The following is a 24,254-nucleotide window of genomic DNA, read 5'->3' as shown; positions in this document are numbered from 1 at the left end:
CCCGCGTCACAGCGGGATGTTGCCGTGCTTCTTCGGGGGCAGGGTCTCCCGCTTGGTGCGCAGGACGCGCAGTGCCCGCACGATCTGGGTGCGCGTCTCGTGCGGCGGGATCACCGCGTCGACGTACCCGCGTTCGGCGGCCACGTACGGGTTGGCCAGGGTGTCCTCGTACTCGGCGATCTTCTCGGCCCGGACCGCGGCTGGGTCGTCGGCGCCGGCCAGCTCGGAGCGGTAGAGGATGTTGACCGCTCCCTGCGCGCCCATCACCGCGATCTGGGCGGTGGGCCAGGCGAAGTTCAGGTCCGCGCCGAGGTGCTTGGAACCCATCACGTCGTACGCCCCGCCGTACGCCTTGCGGGTGATCACGGTGACCTTGGGGACCGTCGCCTCGGCGTACGCGTAGATGAGCTTGGCGCCCCGGCGGATGATGCCGTCCCACTCCTGCCCGGTGCCGGGGAGGAAGCCGGGCACGTCGACGAAGGTCAGCACCGGGATGTTGAACGCGTCGCAGGTGCGGACGAACCGGGCGGCCTTCTCCGAGGCGGCGATGTCCAACGTGCCGGCGATGTGCATCGGCTGGTTGGCGACCACGCCGACCGGCCGTCCCTCGACCCGGCCGTAGCCGATGACGATGTTCTGCGCGTAGAGCGGCTGAACCTCGAGGAAGTCCCCGTCGTCGAGGACGTGCTCGATCACCGTGTGGATGTCGTACGGCTGGTTGGCGGAGTCCGGGATCAGGGTGTCCAGCTCGCGGTCCTCGTCGGTGACCTCCAGCTCGGCCGGGGACTCGAAGACGACCGGCTCGTCGAGGTTGTTCGACGGCAGGTACGACAGCAGCGCCTTCACGTAGTCGACAGCGTCCTCCTCGTCGCTGGCGAGGTAGTGCGCGTTGCCGCTGCGGGAGTTGTGCGTGCGGGCGCCGCCCAGCTCCTCCATGCCGACGTCCTCGCCGGTCACCGTCTTGATGACGTCCGGTCCGGTGATGAACATGTGCGAGGTCTGGTCGACCATCACGGTGAAGTCGGTGACCGCGGGGGAGTAGACCGCGCCCCCGGCGCAGGGCCCCATCACCAGCGAGATCTGTGGGATGACACCGGAGGCGCGTACGTTGCGGAAGAAGATCTCCCCGTAGAGGCCGAGCGAGACCACGCCCTCCTGGATCCGCGCGCCGCCGGAGTCGTTGATGCCGACCACCGGGCAACCGATCTTCATGGCCAGGTCCATCACCTTGACGATCTTCTCGCCGAAGACCTCGCCGAGGGAGCCACCGAAGACCGTGAAGTCCTGTGCGAAGACGCACACCTGCCGGCCGTCCACCGTGCCGTACCCGGTGACCACACCGTCGCCGTACGGGCGGTTCCTCTCCAGCCCGAAGGCCGTGGAGCGGTGCCGGGCCAGCTCGTCCAGCTCGACGAAGGAGCCCTCGTCGAGCAGCATCGCGATCCGCTCGCGGGCGGTCCTCTTGCCGCGCGCGTGCTGCTTCTCGACCGCGCGGGCCGACCCGGCGTGCACCGCCTCGTCGACCCGGCGCTCCAGGTCCGCCAGCTTGCCCGCGGTGCTGTGGATGTTGGTCCCGGTCTCGGTAGTCACCCAGGGAATATAACGATGGTTCAGGTGGGTGCCGCTGTGCAGTACGCCTCAGTGCCGACGGGACGACCGCCGTAGGCTGACGGGATGTCGGGCTCCCCGTACACCAATCTGGATCGCCCGCCGCTGTCGGCGGCCCGGCTGCGCCGCGCGTTGGTCGCGCCGAACGGGCCGTGGGCCCGCCTGGAGTTGCGCACCGAGACCGGCTCCACCAACGCCGACGTGGCCGAGGCCGCCCGGGCCGGCGAGCCCGAGGGCCTGGTCGTGGTCGCCGAGCAGCAGACCGCCGGGCGTGGCCGTCGCGGTCGCTTCTGGCAGTCGCCGGCGAGGGCCGGCATCACCACCAGCGTGCTGCTGCGGCCCGGGGAGGCCGTGCCGGACCGTGGTTGGCCACCGGTGCCGACCACGGGGTACGGGTGGCTGCCGTTGCTGGCCGGCGTGGCGCTGGTGGAGGCGGTGGCCCGGTTGGCCGAGCTGGAAGCCGCCCTGAAGTGGCCCAACGACCTGCTGATCGACGACGCGAAGTGCGCGGGCGTGTTGGCCGAGGTGGTGCCCGGCCGCGCACCGGACGAACCGGCGGCCATCGTGCTCGGCATCGGGCTCAACGTGACGCTGCGCGCGGACGAGCTGCCGGTCAACCCGACCGGGTTGCCGGCCACCTCGCTGCAGTTGGCCGGCGCGGCGGCCACCGACCGGGACCCGCTGCTGCGGGCGCTGCTGCGCTCGGTGGCCCACTGGTACGACAGGTGGCGTTCGGCGGGCGGCGACGCGGTGGCCAGCGGCCTGCGTGACGCCTACCTGGCGGCCTGCGCGACGGTCGGTCGTGAGGTGCGCGTGCTGCTTCCCGACGGTGAGGTGCTGACCGGCACCGCGACCGGCGTGGACCGGGACGGTCAACTCCAGGTGGCCACGGCGACGACCCCCCGCACCCTGGCCGCGGGTGACGTACTGCACCTGCGCTGACCGCGCGAGCGGCGCCCACCTTGCAAGATCGTGAAGAGTCGGGTGGGGCCGCGTGGCGGATGTTGTGGTGGGCTCTGGGGGGTTTACCGTCTGCCCGTCGAGAAGATGGCGTTGGAGGTTCCCCGTGGCGTTTCCCGAAGACGTGCTCACCAAGGACGAGCATGTCGTGCTGCACCTACATCCGCACTGGAAGGCGCTGATCCGGCCGATCGTGGTGCTGGTGCTGGCGATCTCCGCGGTGGTGGTCGGCGTGCTCCTGCTGCCCGAGAGCAGTGGCGGTTCGATCGCGCTGGCCGTGATCGGCGTGATCGCCCTGGTAGCGGTGCTGTGGCTCGGTCTGTGGCCGTTCCTGGTATGGCGTACCACCCACTACCTGTTCACCAACGAGCGCGTGCTGTTGCAGCAGGGCGTCTTCTCCCGGGACCGGCGGGACCTCCCGCTCACCCGGATCAACGACCACTCGATGAACCAGCACTTCTTCGAGCGTCTGCTGGGCTGCGGCACGCTCACCATCGAGTCGGCCGGCGAGCGCGGCCAGTCGGTGCTGGTCGACGTGCCGGGGGTCAGCCGGGTGCAGACCACCCTCTACGAGTTGGTCGAGGCGCAGCACGACAAGCACTCGCTGGGCGACGGGGAGATGCGCGACATCCTGGCCGACATGCGTGAGGGTAAGCCGCTGCGCGACACCACGACCTGATCGTCCGGAACGACCGCGACCCGCCCTGACCGAAGTCGGGGCGGGTCAGTTGTGTGGTTCGACAGTGGGCGGGGCGCTCGGGGGCCCGTCCGCGCTGGTCGCCGACGTCGGGCTGGCGGGCACGTCGGCGACCGCCGGACCCCCGTCGGGCACCTCGGCCCCGGGTGTGCCGGTTTCGGGCAGGTCGGCGGCGGGAGTACCGGTTTCGGGCAGGTCGCCGGCGGGAGGGTCGCCCTCGGTCGGTCGCGCGGCGAACCAGCCACGGAACCGGGTGCGCAGCACCTCCTGCTCGGGCCGGTCGTCGGGGCCGAGGCGGAGCATGGTGCCGGTGAGGCTGACGGTGCCGAGCCCCGGCCGGGCGGTGGACGGTCGGGCCCCCATCACGTCGACCCGGACGGCCAGCCGGTCGCCGGCGCGTACGGGAGCGAGCCAGCGCAGCTCCTCCAGGCCGGGAGAGGCGTCCGCCGCCGCCCGGGACAGCAGATGGTCGACGTACGCGCGCATGAACAGGCTGACCGTGTAGAAGCCGCTGGCGATCAGGCCACCGTGTCGGCTCTCCCCGGCCAGCTCGCTGTCGACGTGGTACCACTGCGGGTCGAATCGACGGGCGAAGGCGACCATCTCGTCGCCGTCCACGGTGACCACACCGAGATCGACGGTGAGCCCGGGGACGAGATCCTCGAAGTACAGCTCGGCGGGTTGCCCGGTGCCGGAGCGCGCGGCGGGTGGCGTCACCGGCGGGGTGAGCGGCGGGTGCCGACGTGCAGCTCTGCGGCGAGTTCCGCGTCCAGGTCGGCGGCGGGGCTCACGCTCAGCCGCGCGGGCCGCCCCTGGATGGGAGCGCCGGGCGGTGGGTCGCCCCGGTGGGCGGACTCCGCCTCCTCCAGCTCGGAGACGGACTCGGCGAGTTCGGCGACCGGATCCATCTCCGCCATCGTGTCCCACTCGTCGCGGGGGAGGCCGTGCCAGGTGGAGTCCGACTTCTTGTCGTCCTCGACAGCGCTGACCGGCTGGAAGACGAAGGTCCGGTAGGACCAGAACCGGAACAGCGTGGCGAGCAGGACGCCGACGGTCTTGGCCACGTTCAGTGCCAGCAGGCCATGGACGCCGAGGCCGTACTTGGCCGCGGCCACCGCACCGAGTTCGATGAGCAGGCCAGCGCCATTGAATAGGAAGAAAAGGACGTACTCTCGCCGAACTGCCGATTTCGGGCGATCCCGGTACGTCCAGTGCCGATTCATGAGGTACGACGTGATCGTGGCGACGATGGTCGCGATCACTGTTGCCTTCAACTGACCGTTGACGAAAACGGTCAGTGCGAGGGCATTGAACACCGCGTAATTGATGACGGTGTTGATGCCGCCGACGATGCCGAACTTGAGCGCCTCGTGGATGAACTTCTGCCAGCGCTCAGGCAGCAGACGGACAAGACGCATGCGAAACACCTTAGGGCAGTCGTGGCGGCCGGCGATCACCGGCCGAACAGGGTGGGCGGTAGGTCACGCCCCGTGGTCGCGGTCGGGCACAACCTGCGGAAGGGTCGGGGTTCCCGCTTCGACGAAGACGAACCGCCGGTAGGACCAGAATCGGAACAGCGTGCCGAGCCCGGTGCCGACGATGTAGCTGGCCACGTTGTCGGCCAGGCGCGTCTCGAACACGGACGGCCAGATGCTGCCGAGCCCGTACCGACTGATCGCGAGGCAGGCCACCGCGATGCCGAGGCCGACCGCGTTGAACAGGAAGAACAGCGCGTACTCCCGTGCCGGGTTGTTGCGCTGACGGTGACGCCACGTCCAGAACCGGTTGCCCAGGAAGGCGACCGAGGCGGCGATCACCGTGGAGATCGTCTTTGCCGTCAACTCTTCCACGCCGCGACTGCTCGTCAGGTAGTTGAAGAGCGCGAAGTCGATGAGGAAGGCGATGCCGCCCACGGTGGCGAACTTGCTCATCTCGCGGACGAGGTGACCGAAACGGTCCAGCAGTCTGCCGACCAGACCCGGTCGGGTCTGCCGGGGACCCGGTTGCTCCCCGGTCATCGTGGCGGCCACGGGGCGAGCCTACCGGCTGTGGACCGGTCAGCGGGGTAGCAACGGCGAGCGGATGTGATCGCACGCGGCAGCCCAGCGCCGTGTGCGGAACGGTTGAACGCAGCGTAACCAATTGGGAGGACTGTCGCGGCCCGGAACGGGAATCCACGCACCGGTCGGCGGGGCATGTCCACGGCCCGACCGCAACAAGAGTCCGCCGGGGGTGCACAACAAGATTTGCGTGAAACTGCGCGGGAAAGCGGGTATTAGCTCGTGATGCCGCAGCGTAGCCGTAGCTTGTGCAGTTCTTCACAACCAGTCCCACTGACTCGGAAGGCTGTCCGGTTTACGCTGAGGCCAATCCCAGGTTTCCACGAAGGCGACGCATCGCGCCGCTGAGTCTCGTGCATCCCATAGATCGGTCAGCGTCGACCACAAGGAGATGTGTCATGGTTGCTCCGGCTGTTGTGCGGGGTATCGATCAGGCCCCGACGTCCCACCCGAAACTGCTCGCCTGGGTCCGTGAGGTCGCGGAACTGACCACCCCCGACCGAGTCGTCTGGGTGGACGGGTCCGACGAGGAGTGGCGCCGGCTCACCGACGAGCTGGTCGAGGCCGGCACGCTGGTCCGGCTCAACCCGGAGAAGAAGCCCAACTCGTTCTACGCGCGCACCGACCCGACGGACGTCGCCCGGGTCGAGGAACGCACCTACATCTGCTCCGTCGACGAGGCGGACGCCGGCCCCACCAACAACTGGATGGCGCCGGCCGAGATGAAGCGGACGATGACGGACCTGTACCGGGGCTCCATGCGCGGTCGCACCATGTACGTCATCCCGTTCGTGATGGGTCCGGTCGAGGCCGAGTCTCCGATGTTCGGTGTCGAGATCACCGACAGCCCGTACGTCGTCGCCTCGATGCGCATCATGACGCGGATGGGCACCCGCGTCCTCGAGGCGATGGGTGACAACGCCGACTTCGTGCACGCCCTGCACTCGATCGGCGCGCCGCTCGCCCCCGGCCAGCAGGACGTCGCCTGGCCGTGCAACGAGACCAAGTACATCTCGCACTTCCCGGAGACCCGGGAGATCTGGTCGTACGGATCGGGGTACGGCGGCAACTCGCTGCTCGGCAAGAAGTGCTACTCCCTGCGGATCGCCAGCGTGATGGGCCGGGACGAGGGCTGGCTCGCCGAGCACATGCTGATCCTCAAGATCACCTCGCCGGAGGGTCGGGTCTACCACATCGCCGGCGCGTTCCCGTCCGCCTGCGGCAAGACCAACCTGGCCATGGTCGAGCCGACCATCCCGGGGTGGAAGGTCGAGACCATCGGTGACGACATCGCCTGGATGCGATTCGGCCCGGACGGTCGCCTGTACGCGGTCAACCCGGAGTACGGCCTCTTCGGCGTCGCGCCCGGCACCGACTGGAAGACCAACGCCAACGCCATGCGCACCCTGGACCGGGGCAACTCCGTCTTCACCAACGTCGGCCTCACCGACGACGGCGACGTCTGGTGGGAGGGCATGGGCGAGCCGCCGGCGCACCTGATCGACTGGAAGGGCAACGACTGGACGCCGGAGAGCGACAGCCTCTCCTCCCACGCGAACAGCCGGTTCTGCACGCCGATCACCCAGTGCCCGATCCTCGCCGACGAGTACTTCGACCCGAACGGCGTGCCGATCGACGCCATCCTCTTCGGCGGCCGCCGCAAGGACACCGTCCCGCTGGTGACCGAAGCCCGCGACTGGGTGCACGGCGTCTACATGGGTGCCACGCTCTCCTCGGAGACCACCGCGGCGGCCTCCGGTGCGGTCGGCGTGGTCCGCCGTGACCCGATGGCGATGCTGCCCTTCATCGGCTACCACGCCGGTGACTACTTCCGGCACTGGATCGAGATGGGCAAGGGCGCCGACGGCGACGAGGCGAAGCTGCCGAAGATCTACTACGTCAACTGGTTCCGTAAGGACCCGGACGGCTCGTTCCTCTGGCCGGGCTTCGGGGAGAACTCCCGGGTGCTCAAGTGGATCGTCGAGCGGATCGAGGGCTCTGCCGACGCGGTCGAGACCCCGGTGGGCATGGTCCCCGCGCCGGACTCGCTGGACGTCGAGGGTCTGGACATGACCCCGGAGGACGTCCGGATCGCTCTGAAGGTCGACCCGGACGAGTGGCGCAACGAGCTGCCGATGATCACCGAGTGGTTCGAGAAGTTCGGTGACAAGCTGCCCGGCGTGCTCTGGGCCGAGCTGGACGCGCTGCGCGCCCGCCTGGACGCCGCGCAGCCGCAGCGCCAGGTGTGAAAACCGCCCCCTGCGGGCATCATCGGATCCCATGAGGACGGCCGCCGAGACCCAGGTCCGGCGGCCGTCCGCCGTCCGGGTGCTGACCATCCTGCTCGCGACGACGGCGGCGGCGACCGTCGTGGTCGAGCTGCTCAACTGGTGGTACGCCCCGGAGCAGGGCTTCGGGCTGGCCGTACGCACCGGCTGGGCGATGCTGCGCTCGTTCGGCTTCCTGCTGCTGATCGGGCACGTCCGGCGGGGCCGCACGGTGGCCCGCCCGTTCGGGTTGATCCTCGCGGTCACCACGATCTTCGCCGTCGGTCGACTCATCGTGCCCCGGCAGGGCGTGCCGCCGCTGCCCGGCCTACTCGGTTTCGCCGTGCTCACCGCGCTCTGCGCCGCTGTGGTCTGTCTGCTCTACCGCTCGCCGGCGCTGGCCGGGCACCTGGTCCGGCACCGGCCCCGGCTCGTCATCGACCGGGCCGGCATCTCCTGGCGGGAGACCCCTCCGCGCCGTCCGCAGGTCAACGCCTGGCTGTTGACCAGCCGCGTGGCGGCGTTCACCTACAGCCCGCTGATGCTGGTGCCGGCCCTGGTGGCCGGAGGATCCATCCTGGACGGCCGGCTGAGTGCGGTACCGGCAGTGCTGTTCTGGTTCGGGGCGGGCATCGCCGCCAGTTACGCCGTGCTGTTCTGCACCGCGTTCCTGATGCGGGACAAGGACTGGGCGCGTGGCCTGCTGGTCGGCGTCACGCTTGCCGTGCTCGCGGTGGACCTGCCGCTGTGCTGGTGGCTGCTGGGCGTGGACGGCCTGGTCCGCGACGGCGGTCCGCTGGTCGTCGCCGCGGCGCTGGCCTTCTACGGCCTTCGTCGGGCAGCCCGCGCGAAGGACGCCGTCCCGGCCTGACGCGCCCCGCGCCCCCGCGTCTCCGCGCCCGCGCCCGCGCCAAGATCGTGCTCGAACCAGGAAGTAGTGGCCTCATCGATACGCCGATACCACTACATCCTGGTTTGAGCACGATCTTGCGGGCGTGAGCACGATCTCGTGGACGTGGACGTGGACGTGGACGTGGACGTGGACGTGGACGTGGGCGTGGGCGTGGGCGTGGGCGTGGGCGTGGATGCAGGGGCGCTGTCGCGTCCGGCTGGGAAACGTGCCGTGCGGGAGCGGTCCGCGCGGGCCGACAGGGGGCAGGATGGCGGGGTGGCGTCGGTCACAACGACTGGCGTGGGCGGCGCGGGTGGTTCGTCGGGGCGGTGCGGGAGCAGTCGCGTCGGCCGGAGGGAGGCGCGGTGAGCGACGAGTTCGACGTGGTGGTCGTGGGAGCCGGGCCGGCGGGGGCGGCCGCCGCGCTGACCGCTCGCCGGGCGGGCGCCAGCGTGCTGCTGCTGGACCGGGCCGACTTCCCCCGGGACAAGGCCTGTGGCGACGGGATCGCCGCGCACTCGGTGGATGTGCTCGCCGAGCTGGGGGTGCCCGAGGCGGTGGCGGGCTACGCCCCGCTGCCCGCGTTACGCATGATCGCGCCGGGGGGCGGTGCCGTGGCCCGGGCGCTGCCCCGACCCGCGTACACGGTGCCGCGCGAGGTTTTCGACGCGCGTCTCGTGGCGGCTGCCGTGGCGGCCGGTGCCCAGCTGCGCCGGCACACCGTGCGTCGGGTCGAGCCGCGCGCCGACCGGGTGGTGCTCGACGGGGAGCTGTCCGGTCGGGTGGTGGTGGGCGCGGACGGCGCCGGGTCGGTGGTGCGGCGTGCCCTGGGCCACCCGCAGAATCCCGACCGGCACCTCGCGCTGGCCATCCGGGGGTACGCCCCAGCTCTGCCCGGCCCGTCCGAGCAGCTCATCGTCACCTCGCAGGCACGCTGGCCGGCGTACGCCTGGTCGTTTCCCATCGGTGACGGACGGGCCAACGTCGGGTACGGAGAGGTGCTGCGCGGTGAGCCGCTGAGCCGGTCCTACCTGCTGGACCGGCTGGCCGCGCTGCTGCCCGGCACCGAGCTGGCGACGGTGACCGCGTTGCGTGCCCACCACCTGCCGCTGTCCACCCACCGGCCGGCTCCGGGTCGGGGTCGCACACTGCTGGCCGGGGACGCCCTGTCGTTGATCAATCCGTTCACCGGGGAGGGCATCTTCTACGCGCTGCTCTCCGGTGCGCTCGCCGGCGCGGCGGCGGCCCGGGCACCCGAGGAGGCCGCCGCCCACTACGCCCACGGACTGCGTCGCCGCCTCGGCACCCACCTGCGCCACAGCTCGTTCGCCGCCTGGTTGGCGCGGCGTCGGCGGGTGGTGGACGGGGCGGTCCGGGCTGCCCGCCGGGACGATCGGGTGTTCTACGACGTGGTCGAGCTGGGTCTGGGTGACGGGCGTCTCAACGCGCGCACCCTGGCGATGATCGGCATCGGTCTGGCCGGGCGGGGTGGGGCTCCGAGGCAGTGATCTGGGAGAAGGGTCGCTACGCTGCAAGGTGATGACGCTGCGGAACCTTATCTACTCCGTGTACGAGCGCCGGCTGACGGCGAAGCTCGCCGGTAAACCGGTGCCCCGCCACGTCGGGGTGATGTGCGACGGCAACCGCCGCTGGGCGCGGGAGATGGGCTTCGTCGACCCCAACGACGGGCACCGGGTTGGCGCGGCGAAGATCAAGCACGTTCTCGGCTGGTGCGACCAGGCCGGCGTCGGGCACGTCACCCTCTATCTGCTGGCCACCGACAACCTCCGCCGTCCGGCCAGTGAGCTGGACCCACTCCTCAAGATCATTGAGGACCTGGTGGTGGAGCTGGCGGAGGAGGGCAACCCCTGGCGGCTGCGCATCGTCGGGGCGCTCGACCTGCTGCCGGCGCAGACCGCGGCGGCGCTCAAGGGCGCCGAGGAGCGCACGCGCGAGCGCAGCGGCGGCGCGGAGGTCAACATCGCGGTGGGGTACGGCGGCCGCCGGGAGATCACCGACGCGGTCCGCTCGCTGCTGCTGGAGCATGCCGCCTCCGGCGGCACGCTCGAGGAGTTGGCCGAGGTGCTGGACGTCGAGCACATCTCCGAGCACCTCTACACCCGCGGCCAGCCCGATCCGGACCTGGTCATCCGCACCAGCGGTGAGCAGCGGCTGTCCGGCTTCATGCTCTGGCAGTCCGCGCACTCGGAGTTCTACTTCTGCGAACTCAACTGGCCGGATTTCCGGCACATCGACTTCCTGCGGGCACTGCGCTCGTACGCCACCAGGCAACGCCGCTACGGCGCCTGACTCAGCGGCGACGCCGTCGGCCGCCGCTGGAGTCGATCGGATCAGGGCAGGTGGGTCAGTGCCCGGGTGAGGAAGTCGCCCAGGGCCGCCGGGGACTCGATCGTCAGGTCGGCCGCGTTGGCCACCTCCTGACCGGTCTCCGGGTTGGCCACCGCCACGCAGACGCCGAGGAAGTCCGGGTCGGCGGCGGCGCGGGCGCGCAGCGCGGCGAAGGCCTTGATGTCGGAGACGTCGTCGCCGAAGTACCAGGCGCCGGTGGCGCCCTTGATCGCCTCGCCGATGACCATGCCCTTGTCCCGGTCGACGGGCGGCTTGAGCTCCAGCACCATCCGCCCGGCCTGCACCCGCAACCCCAGCCGGTCGGCCTGCGCCTCGCCCCACTGCTGCACGGTGGAGCCGAGCTGCGGGGCGGTGCGCCAGTGCAACGCGACGGAGAGCCGCTTGTACTCCACGAGGGTGCCGGGCGGCAGCTCCGCCCGGGCCTGGTCGGCCAACTCCGCCATGGTCGGCACCCAGGGCAGCGCCGCCGGCTCGGTGACGGTCTCCCCGCCGGAGTGGCTGTGCTCCAGCCCGTACAGACCGTAGAGGTCCACGCCGGTGAGCCCGCCGAGCTGATCCCGGAGGAACTCGACGGGTCGGGCGGACACGATCGCGACCCGCTGCACGACCGGGGCCAACGCCTCGATCGCGGACAGCGCCTTGGGCGCCGGGCGAACCGCTGTCGGATCGTCGTCGACGGGCGCGAGCGTGCCGTCGAAGTCGAAGAAGAGCACGGTCCCGGCGGCCCGGTCGGCGGTTGTCCGCCAGACCTGGTCGGCGTTCAACGGGGTCCTCGGCTGCTGATTGCCCAGATTCAACGGCGGCACGCGCGTCAGCGTACCCCGGCGATCGGGGCTCATTCCTGGCCGAGCGGACCCGTTCGGCGGTACGCAATCAGCGTTCGGCGGCTCCCCGTCCGCGCCGGCCGAACGGCACCACCGCCGCCTCCTGGCCGTGACTCAACAGGTAGCCCTCCACGAACCCGGTGTTGCGATCACCGGTGTGGTTCTCGATCTCGTTGAGCCGTGCCACCAGGAACTCGGTGAGGGCGGTGATCCGATCGTTCAGGCGCTCGTGCAACTCGGCGACGACGGCCAGGACGACCGCGGTGCCGGCGGCGATGAGCACGAAGAGATTGACGAGCAGCGGGAGTTGCCCGCCGTCGACTGCGAGAGTCACCGCGTTGCCGGTCGCCCACAGTGTCATCGACACGGTCGCGACCACGACTGCCAACCATTTCAGGGTCATGGACAGACCCCTCCTTCTGTCCCGCAGGGCTGGGTTCGGCCTTGTCCCGTCCCCCCGCCGATGACGAGCCCAAGCAGTACGAATAGGGACGCTAGCGTGCCCGTTCCTGCCCCGGAGGTAAACGAATGAACCTGACCAGGCGTTCTTGCGCTATCTGAGGAACTACCCGGCCTGATTGCCTCTTTTTCGGACATCGACCGGCAACGTTGGGCGGTATGCGAGGTATCTAATGGTTTCGCGGATGTGGAACTTCTCCGCGTCCGACACGTTCGGATCGACGAGTCGGCGTAGCAACGCCTCGACGTCGGGGTCCATCGGAGGGGCGGGCTGATCGGTGCGGTGACCCGTCGCGGCGCGGTCCCAGCCGAGTGCCGCGAAGGCGGCGGCCGGATTCAGCCCCAGGCCCTCGCAGAAGGCGACGACCCGTTCGGCCTCCGGGTCGCTGGCCCAGTCGCCCCGGACCCACCGGTTGATGGTCTGTCGGGACACGCCCGTGCGTCGGGACACCTCGGTGCCGCTCCAGGCCCGGGTCGCCCGTGCCTCGTCCAGGGCGCGCCGCACGAAGGTGGCGAACGCGATCTTCCGCGCATTGGCCGTCTCGGTCACCCCGTGACCGTACGGCCAGCCGGAGGTGAGTGCCCGCCCCGGCTCGCTACTGTCACGCGGACGTGACGGGGCCTTCGGATTTCCGGTAAACGATTCGATGTCACTGTCGAGGGGTGTCACGCGGGCAGAATAGATGCCCATAGTGGTCAACGTAAGGGGACGAAAAGCTGATACTGTCACGCCCATGGGACAATCTACGGTGTGTCACGTGCATGAGACGATTGGTGCTCACATGCGTCACGCCCCCGGTGCCGAGGGGGTGTGGTGACCGAGCTCGCCACCCGCGCCCAGGCCTTCGGGCTGATCGCCGAGGGGGTGGCCGCGGGGCTGACCGCTCCCTGGCGGCTCTACCTCGCCCGAGGCTGCCGTTACCTGTCGCTGAGCGTCGGCGACCGCGCCGAGTGGAACGCCTGGCGTACCCATCTCGGCTGCCCTGAGCTGAGCGTCCGGGTCTACGACGCCGGCGGTGAGATCCGCCGTTCCTCGGTGGCCGAGGTCGTGCTCGACGGCTGCCGGATCAGCGTCGAGCTGGTCGAGGAGGTCAGCACCGACGACCTGGACCGCCTGCTCGTCGCGGATCCGACCACGATCGAGCCGGAGGAGCGATGACCCGCCGTCCGAGCGGGGCCGGAGCTGCCCGATGAGCCCGTTCCTCGCGGTCTTCCTCGTCCTGGTGCTCGGTGCCACCAGCTACGCCGCCGGCCGCCTGCACGGGCAGCTCAGTTATCGCATCGGCTACCGCTTCGGCTACCGGCAGGGCTACTTCGACGGCGACCGGGGCGCCTGGAACAGGCGTCGTCGTGACGCCCAGGCGGCAATCGCCTCGGCCCTGTCGGTCGCGCCGGCGAGCGTGGCCCGCTCGGCGGGCGCCGTCGCTCCCCGGCCCGGCACCACCTACACCGGCTCGTCGTTCGCCGCGCCGGCCGCCCCGATCACCGGGCGGCACCCGACCGGCACGCTCGTCCGACGTACCGGTTGACGTGGGCCGGCGGGTGTCGCCCCGCCGACCGACGCCAAGAACGCGGTGCGTCGTCCGCGGCGGACACGCACCGTCGGGGGTCACGTCAGACCGGTGACGGTGGCCCCACCGGCCGGGATGCGCGCAGGGGGCATGCATCCCGGCCGGTTCCGCCGCGGTGCCTTCCGGCGGGTAGGTGCCGTGGTGAAGGGGTGTTCACGCACCCGTCTTGGGAGATCCACGTCCGACCTCTAGCCGAGAGGGTCCGGCGGGGCTAGCGTCTAGGCATGGCACGGGGTTCTCCCGAGCCAGCCGGTCCGCCCGGATCTGCGACCTCGCGCACGGGGTTCCGCATCCGACCCCGTGTCCCCGGGCACCGGAGGAGGCGGAACGCGGGTGGCGGGTGCCCATCCGTCGGAGCAGGCCTGTGACGACTCGCCGTACCCCCGCCGGTGCCGACCAGACCCCGGCCGCGACTGCCACGACCCGCCGTGCCACCAGGAGCCGCCGTTCGGCGGCCGCCGCGCCGGCCGACCCCAAGGAGCCGCGACCAGCAGGCCAGGCCTTTGTCCTGGACACGTCCGTGCTGCTCTCCGATCCGGCGGCGTTCCACCGGTTCGCCGAGCACGAGGTGGTGCTGCCCCTGGTGGTCATCACCGAATTGGAGGGCAAGCGGCACCATCCCGAGCTGGGCTGGTTCGCCCGGCAGTCACTGCGGATGCTCGACGACCTGCGCATCCGGCACGGCCGCCTGGACACTCCGGTGCCCGCCAACGATGCGGGCGGCACCCTGCGGGTGGAGCTGAACCACACCGACGACGGGGTGCTGCCTCCCGGCTTCCGCAACGAGAGCAACGACGCCCGGATCCTCTCCGTCGCGCTCAACCTCGCCGCCGAGGGGCGGGAGGTGACCCTGGTCAGCAAGGACATGCCGCTGCGGGTCAAGGCGGCCTCGGTGGGTCTACGCGCCGACGAGTACCGCCACGGCCAGGCCAGCGACCCGACCTGGACCGGCATGTCCGAGATGGAGTTGAGCGACGAGCAGATCGGCCGGTTGTACGGCGGCGAGACGCTCGACCTCGACGAGGCGGCCGGGTTGCCCTGTCACACCGGTCTGGTGCTGCACTCGGGGCGTGGTTCGGCGCTCGGCCGGGTGCTACCGGACAAGTCGGTGCGTCTGGTCCGGGGCGACCGGGAGGCGTTCGGTCTGCACGGCCGTTCCGCCGAGCAGCGGATCGCTCTCGACCTGCTGCTCGACGAGTCGATCGGGATCGTCTCGATGGGTGGCCGGGCCGGCACCGGCAAGTCGGCGCTGGCGCTCTGCGCCGGGCTGGAGGCGGTGATGGAGCGTCGCCGGCACAAGAAGGTGATCGTGTTCCGCCCGCTGTACGCCGTCGGCGGTCAGGAGTTGGGCTACCTGCCGGGTTCGGAGTCGGAGAAGATGTCGCCCTGGGCGCAGGCGGTCTTCGACACGCTCGGCGCTGTGGTGCACGAGAACGTGCTGGAGGAGGTCACCTCGCGGGGCATCCTCGAGGTGTTGCCGCTGACCCACATCCGGGGGCGCAGCCTGCACGACGCGTACGTGATCGTGGACGAGGCCCAGTCGCTGGAGCGTGGGGTGCTGTTGACGGTGCTGTCCCGGATCGGGCAGGGCTCCCGGGTGGTGCTCACCCATGACGTGGCCCAGCGGGACAACCTGCGGGTGGGCCGGCACGACGGGGTCACCGCCGTCATCGAGGCGCTCAAGGGCCATCCGCTCTTCGCGCACGTCACGCTCAGCCGCTCGGAGCGCTCGCCGATCGCGGCGATGGTGACCGATCTCCTGGAGGACATCCCGATCTGATGACTTTTTAGGGCCCTTTGTCTATATTTGATACGTGGCGCAGATCACAAAGAGGTCGGTTGGTTTCCCAACGGCCTCACTGTGCGCAATCGTGTCCCACGAGCGTCCACGCACCATGAGCATCGTTGGTGATCGTTCGTCCCGAGCGGAACGACATCGGCGGCGGTCGGTGCGTCGGAGCGGCCGGCAACCGGTCGGGGCGCTCGTGGCACGGTTGACGGCCCACCTGCGGCCGGCATCGGGCCGCGTCCTTGCCCCCGACGAAGGGACCACTTCGTGAGTCGGCTGTGGAGCCGGTTGGGTGCCCGTACGGCCGCCGTGGCGCTGCTCTCCGTGGGCGTAGCCGGTGGCTTCTACCTGGGCGAAAACCGGGAAACCCAGCAACAGGGCCTGGCCGAGCAGGTCAGCCACGAGGTCGACCGGGCCGATCTCGCGTACCAGCGCGAGCGGCAGGCCGCGAGCCAGGTCAAGTTCGCCCAGCAGCGGGCCGCCGAATACCAGGCCAAGCTGCGCGCGGCACAGGCCGCCAAGGAGGCCGCCGAGCGGGCCCGCCGGGCCGAGGCAGCCGCGGCGTCCCGCAAGCGCGAACGCGACGCGGCCAACGCACCCGCGAAGCCGTACGACGGGCCCATCCCCGCGTCCTGCGAGGAGTACAGCGGCAACCGGAAGATCGGCTGCGCGCTGATGATCGACAGCGGCTTCGGTATCGCCGAGTTCCCCTGCCTGGACAAGCTCTGGAACAAGGAGAGCGGCTGGAACCACAAGGCCCGCAACTCCTCCTCCGGCGCGTACGGCATCCCGCAGGCGTACCCGGGCAACAAGATGAGCGCCTTCGGCGCCGACTGGCAGACCAGCCCGGCCACCCAGATCAAGTGGGGGCTGAGCTACATCAAGGGCAGGTACAAGACGCCCTGCGGCGCCTGGACCCACTTCCAGAACAACGGCAGCTACTGACGGTTCGACGGCGGGGAGGGTGGGAAGCCACCGCCCCGCCGTCGCCCGTACCCCGGTCTGCTCGAACGGGATGCGAGTGGCGGTCGTCCGCTTTTGCTGATAGCAGTTGTAGCGTGACCCTGCACCCGTCAAGTGACGACCCCTACCGGTTCGGCACCGAGTCGTTCTACGCCTCGCTCGGCCGGGCTTTCGTCGCCATGTGCGCGGTGGTCCCGTTCCTCTTCCTCATCGAGGCCGCCGACCAGGGCCTCGCCTTCGGCCTGGACGCCACGGCCGGCATCATCCCGCAACGCATCGACGGGCTGGACGGTGTCTTCTTCTCACCGTTCCTGCACCACGGCTTCGACCACCTCTACAGCAACAGCATCCCGCTGATCCTGCTGGGCACGTTCGTCCTGGCCGCCGGAGCCCGCCGGTTCCTGTGGTCGACCCTCGTCATCATCCTGGTGAGCGGTCTCGGCGTCTGGTTCACCGGCTCGCCCAACTCGGTGGTGGTCGGCGCGAGCGGCGTCATCTTCGGCTACCTCGGCATTCTGCTCACCCGGGGCATCGTCGAACGGAGCTGGTGGAACTTCGCCGTCGTCCTCCTGGTCGGCCTGCTCTACGGCTGGCAACTGGTCGGCATCCTCCCCACCGACGAGCGGATCTCCTGGCAGGGCCACCTGTTCGGGCTGCTCGGCGGTGTCGTCGCGGCGATCCTGTTCCGGCGACGGCGACCCACCGTGGAAGGTCCGGACTACTCGGGCTCCACGCTCAGCCTTCCCTGACCGAATCCTCGGCGCGCCTCTGGGACGTCCTTGCCCGACCGCCGTCGTCCGCCTACGGTCGAGATCAGCAAGCGTTGATCCGTAAGCGGAAAGCGACGGTACGCCATGCGTGAGGTCGATGTCGCCGTGATCGGGGCCGGTCCGGCCGGTCTCTTCGCCGCGTACTACGCCGGGTTCCGCGGTCTCTCGGTGGCGGTGATCGACGCGCTGCCGGAGCCAGGCGGTCAGGTCACCGCGATGTACCCGGAGAAGCTGATCCTCGACGTGGCCGGTTTCCCCGCCGTCAAGGGCCGCGACCTGGTGGCCAACCTGGTCGCCCAGGCAGCGCCGTTCAATCCGCAGTACCTGCTCGGCACCCGCGCCGAGAAACTCGCGTACTCCGACGGTCGTCCGGTCCTCGGCCTGGCCGGCGGCGAGCAGCTCCAGTGCGGAGCGGTCGTGATCACCGGCGGGCTCGGCAGCTTCAGCCCTCGGCCGCTGCCGTGCGCCGACGGCGCTCCCGGCACGGGGATCGTCTACTTCGTCACCGATCCCGCCGAGTTGGCCGACCGGGACGTGCTGATCGTCGGTGGCGGCGACTCCGCCTTCGACTGGGCGCTGGCGCTGCAACCGTTGGCCCGTTCGGTGACCCTCGTACACCGGCGGGAGAAGTTCCGGGCGCACGCCTCGACGGTGGCCCGGGTGCTGTCGCTGCCGGTGCGGGTGGTGGTCAACGCCGAGGTCAGCCGGCTGCTCGGGGACGGCGCGGTGACCGGCGCCGAGGTGACGGTGCGCGGTGGCGCGGCCGAGACCCTGCCGGTGGACGTCGTGGTGGCGGCCCTCGGCTTCACCGCCGACCTGGGCCCTCTCGCCGAGTGGGGGCTCGACCTGGACCGCCGGCACATCCTGGTGGACAGCGCGATGGCGACGAACCTGCCGAGGGTCTTCGCGGCGGGTGACATCACCGAATACCCGGGCAAGGTCCGGCTGATCGCGACCGGCTTCGGCGAGGCTGCCACGGCCGTCAACAACGCGGCGGTGGCCATCGACCCGAGCGCGCACCTGTTTCCGGGGCACTCCTCCGACGCCGGCTGACCGTCGGTATCGGAAGCGGACCGGTCCGTAGCCGGACCGAGACGCGCTCACCGCACCCTGAGGGAATGACCGGTCCCGAGGCACGGCACGACGGCGCACCGACGACACTGTCCTGGCTCTGCCACCCCACCACGCTGCTCGCCCTGGTCCTGCTGGTCGTCAACGACCACGTGTTGAAGCCGGCATTTCCCGGGCTGCTGACCGGCAAGCTGAGCGACGTCGCCGGCCTGGTGCTCGCTCCGCCGTTGGTCGCGGTGCTGCTGACCCTCCTGGTGCCGCGGCTGCCGGCCCGGACCGCCGCGGTGGTCGGCCTGGTCGCGGTGGGCGCCGGGTTCGCGGTCGTCAAATCCAGCGGGTACGCGGCCCAACTCGCCTCCTCCGCCTGGACCGTGCTGGCCGGGCCGTCGCTGGTCCGGGCCGACTGGACCGACCTGCTCACAGTGCCGGCCCTCGGCCTGGCCTGGTGGAGTTGGACGAGGGCCCGCGTGCGGCCGGTGCGGCGACGGGCCGCACGGGTGGCCCGAATGCTCGTGGTGCTGCCGCCGGCGGTGCTGGCCGTGGCCGCCACCAGCGCCGTGTGGTACCCCTACGCGCTGGGAACCGCGGTGCTCGACGGCAAACCCGCGATCTCGGTCGGCAGCGGCTACAGCACGCAGAACTGGCCGACCAGTCCGTCGGACGGGGCGTGGGCGGTCAGCGACAGTGGCGCGGCGACCTGGCGGGCCGCCACCGAGGACGAGAAGGAGCAACTGAACAGCCAGGACTCGCCGCGCCGGCAGGCCTGCGCCCCCGACGATGCCCGCCGCTGCTACCGGGTGGTCACCGGGCACCTGCGGGTGGAGCAGAGCGACGACGCCGGTGTCACCTGGCGGGTGGCCTGGGAGGTGCCGGACCGGCAGCGGGAGGCGCTGGCCCGCCAGTCACCCAACCCGGGCGACATCGGCCGGCACTTCGCCTCCCGCGAACTGACCGTCTATCCCCGCGTCGGTGGCGGCCACGAGGTGCTGGTCGCCAACGGTCGGGACGGTTTCCTCCGCAGCCTGCCGAACGGGGAATGGCAGCGGGACGGCTTCCTCTCCGCGGACGGTCGCAGCGCGATCCACGGGGCGGAGACCCTGCCCACGCTGGACGGCAGCGGCCCTCGCACCCGATCGTTCGATCTGCTGCTCGCCGTCGTGCTCGCCGTGAGCCTCGGCGCCCTGGTCACCCTGGTGGCGAGTTCTCTGGCCGTCCGTCGCGCGGGTGGCGGGAGCTGGTGGGGGTTCGTCGGCGCCCTGCCGATGCTGCTCGTGGGCCTCGCGTTGACGGCGTTCTGGTACCGGGGCGACGACATCCTCGGGGTGTCGTTCATGATGGCCGCCACCCTGGCGGTGGGCGTCGCACCGGCCGTCGTCGTGTCGGTCCGCGCCTGGTACGAGGGCGCGACGACGCGCTGGGTCGGCTGGATGCTGGTTGGCCTCGTGTGCACCGTCTTCCTGGCCGGAGCGCCGCTGATCGGCTGGGTGAACGGCAACCCGCCGGACACCCGGACGGCGGTGTCGTTGGCCCTGCTGGCCGCCGTGCCGGGTCTGGTGCTGGCCGTCCTGACCTCCGGGCTGGTCGACCCGACCCTGACGCGCGGCCGACGGAACAGGCCGCCCCACCTGCCCAACCCGCCGTATCCGCCGTACGTGCCCTACCCGCCGTATCCGCCCCAACCGCACCAGCGGGTGCCGCCGTCCTGACCCGCGGCGGCTGGTCGTCAGCGGCGGGCGGGTGGCGCCAACGCGGCGACCAGCACGGCCACCATGGTCAGAGCCGCCCCGAGCAGGGTGTTCAGGCCGGGGTGCGAGGCCGCGGTGGGCAGCAGGACGTCCAGCAGGACCGCGCCCACGATCTGCCCGGCGATGGTGGCCAGGCCGAGCAGCAGCACCCCGGTGAACCGCACGATCGCGGCGGCGATGGCGATGAACACGATGCCGATCGGACCACCCAGGTAGAGCCACGGTTCGGAGGGCAGGTGCCCGCTGGGCCAGCCGCGTACGGCGATGTCGGTCGCGAACGCCACGAGCAGGGTGACAGTGCCGACGGCGAAGTTGACCAGGGTGGCGGTCAACGCGCTGTCGGCCGCCGCCCGGACCTGCCCGTTGACCGCCTGCTGCCAGGCGATGGCCACCCCGGCGAGCAGGGGCAGCAGGGCGAGCGCCAACATGCCCGGGTCTTCGAGCCGGTCACCGACCGCCAGGAGGACCGCCAGCACGGTGAGCGCCGCACCGGCCAACCGCTGTCGGGTGACCGGCTGCCGGCCCATCGGCCCGATCCCCGCCCGGTCCACGGCGAGGCTGCTGCCGGTCTGACCGGCCACCACCGCCACGGTGAAGACGGCCACGCCCAGCGAACCGATGGTGAGACCCTGGGTGGCCACCAGGAACGCCCCGCACATCCCGCCGAGGCACTGCCAGGGCCGCAACGCACCGCCCGCGAGCGCACGCCGCAACGCGACCAGGCCACGCCGACCGCCGGGAGTAGCGGGCACCAGCACCAGGAGCACCACCAGGCCCACGCCGAAGGACACCACAGCGGCGGCGAAACCGTCGGCGAGGCGTACCCCCAGCTCGCCGTTGATGCGCGACTGCACCGCCACCGCGACCCCGGAGATCGACGCCAGCGCGACGCCGGTGATCCGGCGGGTGGCCGACAGGATCTGCGGGGCCGCCGTGTCGGCGTTGGTCACTCCTGCTCGGCCAACGGACGGCCGTCGAAGTCGACCGCGGAGTAGAGCGCCAACTTCTCCAGCCGGTGGTACGAGTCGATCACCCGGATGGTGCCGCTCTTCGAGCGCATCACGATCGACTGGGTGTACGCGCCACCCGCCCGGTAGCGCACCCCGCGCAGCAGATCCCCGGAGGTGACACCGGTCGCCACGAAGAAGCAGTTGTCGCCGGTGACCAGGTCGTCGGTGCCCAGCACCCGGTCCAGGTCGTGCCCGGCGGCGATCGCCTTCTCCCGCTCCTGCTCGTCGCGCGGCCAGAGCTTGGCCTGCATCGCGCCACCCATGCACTTCAGCGCGCAGGCGGAGATGATGCCCTCCGGGGTGCCGCCGATGCCCATCAGGACGTCGACGTCCGACTCGCCCCGGGCCGCGGCGATGGTGCCGGCGATGTCGCCGTCGGAGATGAACCGGATGCCCGCCCCGGTCCGGCGGATCTGCGCGACCAGGTCGTCGTGGCGGCTGCGGTCCAGCACGCAGACCGTCACCTCGGAGACGTCCGTGCCCTTGACCTTGGCGATCCGGCGCAGGTTCTCGGCCACGCCGGCGTTGATGTCGATCACGTCGGCGTACGCCGGGCCGACAGCGAGCTTCTCCATGTAGAACACGGCGCTGGGGTCGAACATCGCGCCCCGCTCGGAGACGGCGAGCACCGCCACCGCGTTCGGCATGCCCTTGCTCATCAGGGTGGTGCCGTCGACCGGGTCGACCGCGACGTCCACCTCCGGGCCGGTGCCGTCGCCGACGTGTTCGCCGTTGAAGAGCATCGGGGCGTTGTCCTTCTCGCCCTCGCCGATCACCACCACGCCGCGCATCTGGATCGAGTTGATCAGTTTGCGCATCGCGTCGACGGCGGCGCCGTCGCCGCCCTCCTTGTCGCCCCGACCCACCCACCGGCCGGCGGCCATCGCCGCCGCCTCGGTGACCCGTACCAGGTCGAGGGCGAGGTTTCGGTCGAGATCCTGTGGGATCCGCGTCCTGGTGTTCGTCATGACGGTTGCTCCTCCTCGCGACGGTGCGGGGACGACCGACAGCGGGGCGGTCCCCGCTGTCGGCTTTGTCGCTGATCCTCACACGATCGCCGACCCGGCGTCGGCGCGGGGCGGTGATGGCCCGGATACCGCCGGTCGGGCTGCTGCGAAGATGGAGGGGTGGAACCCGCACAGCCAGCCGACCGCGCCCCCGCCGACCGCACGCCGCCCGACGGTCAGCCGCCGGTCGACGTCCCCACCGGCCCCGGTGGTGAGCCTGCCGCGACCGATCCGACGCCGCCGCCGCGGGTGACGTCCGGCAAGTCCGAGCGCTCGCCGAAGGACATGGCGATCTCGCTGCTGGTGCTGCTCGTCCCGATCGCGCTGTTGCTCGCGTTCTATCGGGGTTTTCTCGGTGGTGACCAGCCCACCACCGTCGATTCGGCCCCGGCCATCGAGCAGGCCCGGTCGGCGAACGTGTTTCCGGTGAGCCAGCCGGAAGGGCTCGGCTCCGACTGGTCGACGGTCAGCGCCCGCTACCAGAGCGTCGAGGGCGGCGCGAACCTGCGGCTCGGCTACCTCACCCCGGAGGGGCGGGGAGTCCAGCTCCTGCAGAGCAACGTGCCGGCGGAGCGACTGCTCCCCGCCGAGTTGACCGACCAGGCCCAGCCGCAGGGGCCCACCGAGCTGGCCGGGCGCAACTGGCAGCGCTACACGGCCCGGGACAACCAGCAGGCGCTGGTCCTGTTGGAGCCGAACCGCACGGTGATCATCGTCGGCGATGCCCGGGACAACGAACTGCGCGAGTTGGCGGGCTCGCTGCGCTGACCCGGCCCCTGGTGGGCAGCGAAAATGGGCAACCGGACAGAAGGGTGATTGTCCGACGCGTCGAGCGGGAACAGAGAGGGGGTGACCCGGGCGCGTTGCTCGGCCCGGGTCGCGCGACGCAGCCGACGGTGCTGCTGCGTCGCCCGGTTTCCGGCGCCGCCCAGGTCGTCGGGTGACCCTCTTGGGAGACACGTATGACTGTCCGACGACTCGGCGCCGGCCTGGTGGCCGCCGCATTGATCACGCCCGCCCTGGCCGCCTGCGCCAGCAATGGCACCGGCACCGCCGGCTCGACCGCGACCCCGACAGTGACCGCGTCCGGCGCGGCGAGCCCGACCGGAGCCCCGGTCGCGGGTGACGCCAAGCAGGCCCTGCTCGACTCCACCAAGGAGATCAGCACCGGCAACTTCCGCTTCGCCCTCACCGGTGTCGGTTCGACCGTCGAGGGGCAGGTGCACCAGCCGAGCCAGAGCGCCGCGATGAAGATCGCCATCGGCGGCCCCTCGTCTGACCTGGCGATGAAGCTCGACGTGATCCACTTCAAGCCGGACAGCTGGGTCAAGCTGGAGCTGAGCGGCTCCACCGCCAACAGCCTGCCCGAGATCAAGCAGCTCAACCTCGGCAAGTACCAGCACCTGGACCAGGCCCGGATCAAGGGCAACCGCAACCTCGGCTTCGACTTCGACAAGGTCGACCCGGCGGGCAGCGCGGTGCTGACCCAGGGCATCACCGAGGTACGCAGCACCGGCACCGGCGCGTACGCCGGCACCATCGACGTCACCAAGGCCGCCGAGGCCGGCTCCCTGAACGCCGCGACGATCGCCGCGCTGGGCACCCAGGCGAAGACGGTCCCGTTCACCGCGAAGGTGGACCCGCAGGGCCGGCTCAGCGAGCTCGTGCTGCAGTTGCCCGCCGCCGGGCAGACCGCCGCCCAGGAGATCACGATGACGTACTCCGACTACGGCGCCGCCACCGCCGCGCAGAAGCCGCCGGCGGACCAGGTCGTCGAGGCACCGGCCGAGCTGTACAACCTGTTCAACTGACGTACGCGGGTGGGGCGGCTCCGGCTGCCCCACCGGCGCGCACCGGTCGCCCGGTCATGATCCGCGCAAGGTCCCTGATCGTGCTGCCGCCGAGCCGTGGGAGGCACCACGACCCCTGATGTCGTGTGGATCTTGGCGCCTGAGGTGGGGCGGTGATCAGGAGTTCTGTTCCCGGCGGGCGGCGTCGATCCGTGCCCGCGCGCCGTCCAGCCAGCGTTGGCAGATCACCGCCAGGGCCTCGCCGCGCTCCCAGAGCGCCAGGGACTCCTCCAGCGAGGTGCCACCGGCCTCCAGCCGCTCCACCACCGAGGCCAGCTCGGCGCGGGCCTGCTCGTAACTGAGCCGCTCATCCGGCCCGGCCTTCGTGTCGTCAGTCATCG

26 protein-coding genes and 1 pseudogene are annotated in these 24,254 nt (G+C 70.9%); 16 read left to right on the top strand and 11 right to left on the bottom strand.

Translation table 11 applies throughout. The features are described 5' to 3' along the window. Positions 1-6: 6 nt before the first annotated feature. Positions 7-1,590, bottom strand: coding sequence for an acyl-CoA carboxylase subunit beta (locus GA0070612_RS01990; RefSeq protein WP_088986352.1), 1,584 nt, complete (start codon positions 1,588-1,590; stop codon positions 7-9). Between the two features lie 84 nt (positions 1,591-1,674). Here GA0070612_RS01990 and GA0070612_RS01985 point away from each other — a divergent pair, with 84 nt between their 5' ends. Together GA0070612_RS01985 and GA0070612_RS01980 are read left to right on the top strand one after the other, a co-directional pair. Further along, positions 1,675-2,550 carry a biotin--[acetyl-CoA-carboxylase] ligase gene (locus tag GA0070612_RS01985; protein ID WP_088986351.1) on the top strand — a complete coding sequence of 292 codons (876 nt, stop codon included), beginning with the start codon at positions 1,675-1,677 and terminating at the stop codon, positions 2,548-2,550. A 124-nt stretch (positions 2,551-2,674) separates the two neighbouring features. Next, a complete protein-coding gene (locus GA0070612_RS01980; protein WP_088986350.1) occupies positions 2,675-3,247 on the top strand; it encodes a PH domain-containing protein in 573 nt (190 codons plus the stop codon). A 45-nt stretch (positions 3,248-3,292) separates the two neighbouring features. Here GA0070612_RS01980 and GA0070612_RS01975 read toward each other — a convergent pair whose 3' ends face one another. From GA0070612_RS01975 to GA0070612_RS32335, 4 genes and pseudogenes are all read right to left on the bottom strand, one after another. Beyond that, a complete protein-coding gene (locus tag GA0070612_RS01975) occupies positions 3,293-3,982 on the bottom strand; it encodes a MaoC/PaaZ C-terminal domain-containing protein (RefSeq protein ID WP_088986349.1) in 690 nt (229 codons plus the stop codon). Further along, positions 3,979-4,683 (bottom strand): GtrA family protein, encoded by a 705-nt coding sequence (locus GA0070612_RS01970; RefSeq protein WP_088986348.1) that lies wholly within the window; start codon positions 4,681-4,683, stop codon positions 3,979-3,981. Before GA0070612_RS01970 ends, GA0070612_RS01975 begins: the two co-directional genes overlap by 4 nt. 63 nt (positions 4,684-4,746) lie before the next feature. Next, positions 4,747-5,283 (bottom strand): GtrA family protein, encoded by a 537-nt coding sequence (locus GA0070612_RS01965; RefSeq protein ID WP_088991212.1) that lies wholly within the window; start codon positions 5,281-5,283, stop codon positions 4,747-4,749. A gap of 208 nt (positions 5,284-5,491) precedes the next feature. Further along, a pseudogene (locus GA0070612_RS32335) lies at positions 5,492-5,587 on the bottom strand (GtrA family protein); the annotation flags it as partial. Between the two features lie 136 nt (positions 5,588-5,723). Between GA0070612_RS32335 and GA0070612_RS01960 the strand changes: the two are divergent. The 4 genes from GA0070612_RS01960 (at position 5,724) to GA0070612_RS01940 (ending at position 10,794) form a co-directional block, all read left to right on the top strand. After that, the gene (locus GA0070612_RS01960) at positions 5,724-7,574 is read left to right on the top strand and encodes a phosphoenolpyruvate carboxykinase (GTP) (RefSeq protein ID WP_088986347.1); all 1,851 of its coding nucleotides are present in this window, start codon (positions 5,724-5,726) and stop codon (positions 7,572-7,574) included. Positions 7,575-7,605: 31 nt separating this feature from the next. Beyond that, entirely contained in the window at positions 7,606-8,463 is an 858-nt protein-coding gene (locus GA0070612_RS01955; protein WP_088986346.1) for a hypothetical protein, read from the top strand. Between the two features lie 386 nt (positions 8,464-8,849). After that, entirely contained in the window at positions 8,850-9,992 is a 1,143-nt protein-coding gene (locus GA0070612_RS01945; RefSeq protein WP_088991211.1) for a geranylgeranyl reductase family protein, read from the top strand. A 31-nt stretch (positions 9,993-10,023) separates the two neighbouring features. Continuing rightward, complete coding sequence (locus GA0070612_RS01940; protein WP_088986344.1) at positions 10,024-10,794, top strand: isoprenyl transferase; 771 nt, start codon at positions 10,024-10,026, stop codon at positions 10,792-10,794. Positions 10,795-10,835: 41 nt separating this feature from the next. On the opposite strand, the gene otsB is transcribed toward GA0070612_RS01940, so the two are convergent. From otsB to GA0070612_RS01925, 3 genes are all read right to left on the bottom strand, one after another. After that, on the bottom strand, positions 10,836-11,660 hold the full coding sequence (otsB, locus tag GA0070612_RS01935; RefSeq protein ID WP_088986343.1) for a trehalose-phosphatase: 825 nt from the start codon (positions 11,658-11,660) through the stop codon (positions 10,836-10,838). A 67-nt stretch (positions 11,661-11,727) separates the two neighbouring features. Next, positions 11,728-12,081: a hypothetical protein gene (locus GA0070612_RS01930; RefSeq protein WP_088986342.1), complete on the bottom strand. Its 354-nt coding sequence runs from the start codon at positions 12,079-12,081 to the stop codon at positions 11,728-11,730. A gap of 162 nt (positions 12,082-12,243) precedes the next feature. Continuing rightward, a complete protein-coding gene (locus GA0070612_RS01925; RefSeq protein WP_088986341.1) occupies positions 12,244-12,687 on the bottom strand; it encodes an XRE family transcriptional regulator in 444 nt (147 codons plus the stop codon). Between the two features lie 264 nt (positions 12,688-12,951). On the opposite strand from GA0070612_RS01925, the gene GA0070612_RS01920 reads away from it, so the two are divergent. The 7 genes from GA0070612_RS01920 to GA0070612_RS01890 all read left to right on the top strand — a co-directional run bounded on the left by GA0070612_RS01920 (position 12,952) and on the right by GA0070612_RS01890 (position 20,007). After that, the gene (locus GA0070612_RS01920) at positions 12,952-13,296 is read left to right on the top strand and encodes a hypothetical protein (protein ID WP_030328857.1); all 345 of its coding nucleotides are present in this window, start codon (positions 12,952-12,954) and stop codon (positions 13,294-13,296) included. 31 nt (positions 13,297-13,327) lie between these two features. Next, on the top strand, positions 13,328-13,666 hold the full coding sequence (locus GA0070612_RS01915; protein ID WP_088986340.1) for a hypothetical protein: 339 nt from the start codon (positions 13,328-13,330) through the stop codon (positions 13,664-13,666). A 406-nt stretch (positions 13,667-14,072) separates the two neighbouring features. Continuing rightward, positions 14,073-15,488, top strand: coding sequence for a PhoH family protein (locus GA0070612_RS01910; protein WP_088986339.1), 1,416 nt, complete (start codon positions 14,073-14,075; stop codon positions 15,486-15,488). A 276-nt stretch (positions 15,489-15,764) separates the two neighbouring features. Further along, on the top strand, positions 15,765-16,442 hold the full coding sequence (locus tag GA0070612_RS01905) for an aggregation-promoting factor C-terminal-like domain-containing protein (protein ID WP_088986338.1): 678 nt from the start codon (positions 15,765-15,767) through the stop codon (positions 16,440-16,442). Positions 16,443-16,555: 113 nt separating this feature from the next. Beyond that, positions 16,556-17,209 (top strand): rhomboid family intramembrane serine protease, encoded by a 654-nt coding sequence (locus GA0070612_RS01900; protein ID WP_088986337.1) that lies wholly within the window; start codon positions 16,556-16,558, stop codon positions 17,207-17,209. Positions 17,210-17,314: 105 nt separating this feature from the next. Beyond that, positions 17,315-18,283 (top strand): NAD(P)/FAD-dependent oxidoreductase, encoded by a 969-nt coding sequence (locus tag GA0070612_RS01895; RefSeq protein WP_088986336.1) that lies wholly within the window; start codon positions 17,315-17,317, stop codon positions 18,281-18,283. 65 nt (positions 18,284-18,348) lie between these two features. Further along, entirely contained in the window at positions 18,349-20,007 is a 1,659-nt protein-coding gene (locus GA0070612_RS01890; RefSeq protein WP_088986335.1) for a hypothetical protein, read from the top strand. 17 nt (positions 20,008-20,024) lie between these two features. Here GA0070612_RS01890 and GA0070612_RS01885 read toward each other — a convergent pair whose 3' ends face one another. Together GA0070612_RS01885 and glpX are read right to left on the bottom strand one after the other, a co-directional pair. Further along, complete coding sequence (locus GA0070612_RS01885) at positions 20,025-20,996, bottom strand: DMT family transporter (RefSeq protein ID WP_088986334.1); 972 nt, start codon at positions 20,994-20,996, stop codon at positions 20,025-20,027. Further along, positions 20,993-22,024 (bottom strand): class II fructose-bisphosphatase, encoded by a 1,032-nt coding sequence (glpX, locus tag GA0070612_RS01880; RefSeq protein ID WP_088986333.1) that lies wholly within the window; start codon positions 22,022-22,024, stop codon positions 20,993-20,995. Before glpX ends, GA0070612_RS01885 begins: the two co-directional genes overlap by 4 nt. A 159-nt stretch (positions 22,025-22,183) precedes the next feature. On the opposite strand from glpX, the gene GA0070612_RS01875 reads away from it, so the two are divergent. Genes GA0070612_RS01875 through GA0070612_RS01870 form a run of 3 tightly spaced genes read left to right on the top strand, consistent with a single transcriptional unit; the run spans position 22,184 to position 23,874 of the window. After that, positions 22,184-22,831, top strand: a complete 648-nt coding sequence (locus GA0070612_RS01875; RefSeq protein ID WP_088986332.1) for a DUF4245 domain-containing protein — start codon at positions 22,184-22,186, stop codon at positions 22,829-22,831. Between the two features lie 44 nt (positions 22,832-22,875). Further along, positions 22,876-23,007, top strand: a complete 132-nt coding sequence (locus GA0070612_RS32775) for a hypothetical protein (RefSeq protein WP_269458277.1) — start codon at positions 22,876-22,878, stop codon at positions 23,005-23,007. 18 nt (positions 23,008-23,025) lie between these two features. Beyond that, entirely contained in the window at positions 23,026-23,874 is an 849-nt protein-coding gene (locus GA0070612_RS01870) for a hypothetical protein (RefSeq protein WP_088986331.1), read from the top strand. A 156-nt stretch (positions 23,875-24,030) separates the two neighbouring features. Here the strand turns inward: GA0070612_RS01870 and GA0070612_RS01865 are convergent, their stop codons facing one another. Beyond that, a complete protein-coding gene (locus tag GA0070612_RS01865; protein ID WP_088986330.1) occupies positions 24,031-24,252 on the bottom strand; it encodes an exodeoxyribonuclease VII small subunit in 222 nt (73 codons plus the stop codon). Between the last annotated feature and the right edge of the window lie 2 nt (positions 24,253-24,254).

The sequence above is a fragment of the Micromonospora chokoriensis genome (assembly GCF_900091505.1).
GTDB classification, from domain to species: domain Bacteria; phylum Actinomycetota; class Actinomycetes; order Mycobacteriales; family Micromonosporaceae; genus Micromonospora; species Micromonospora chokoriensis.
The sequence above is the reverse complement of the archived record's forward strand: the minus strand, read 5'-3'. Positions and strand labels throughout refer to the sequence as shown.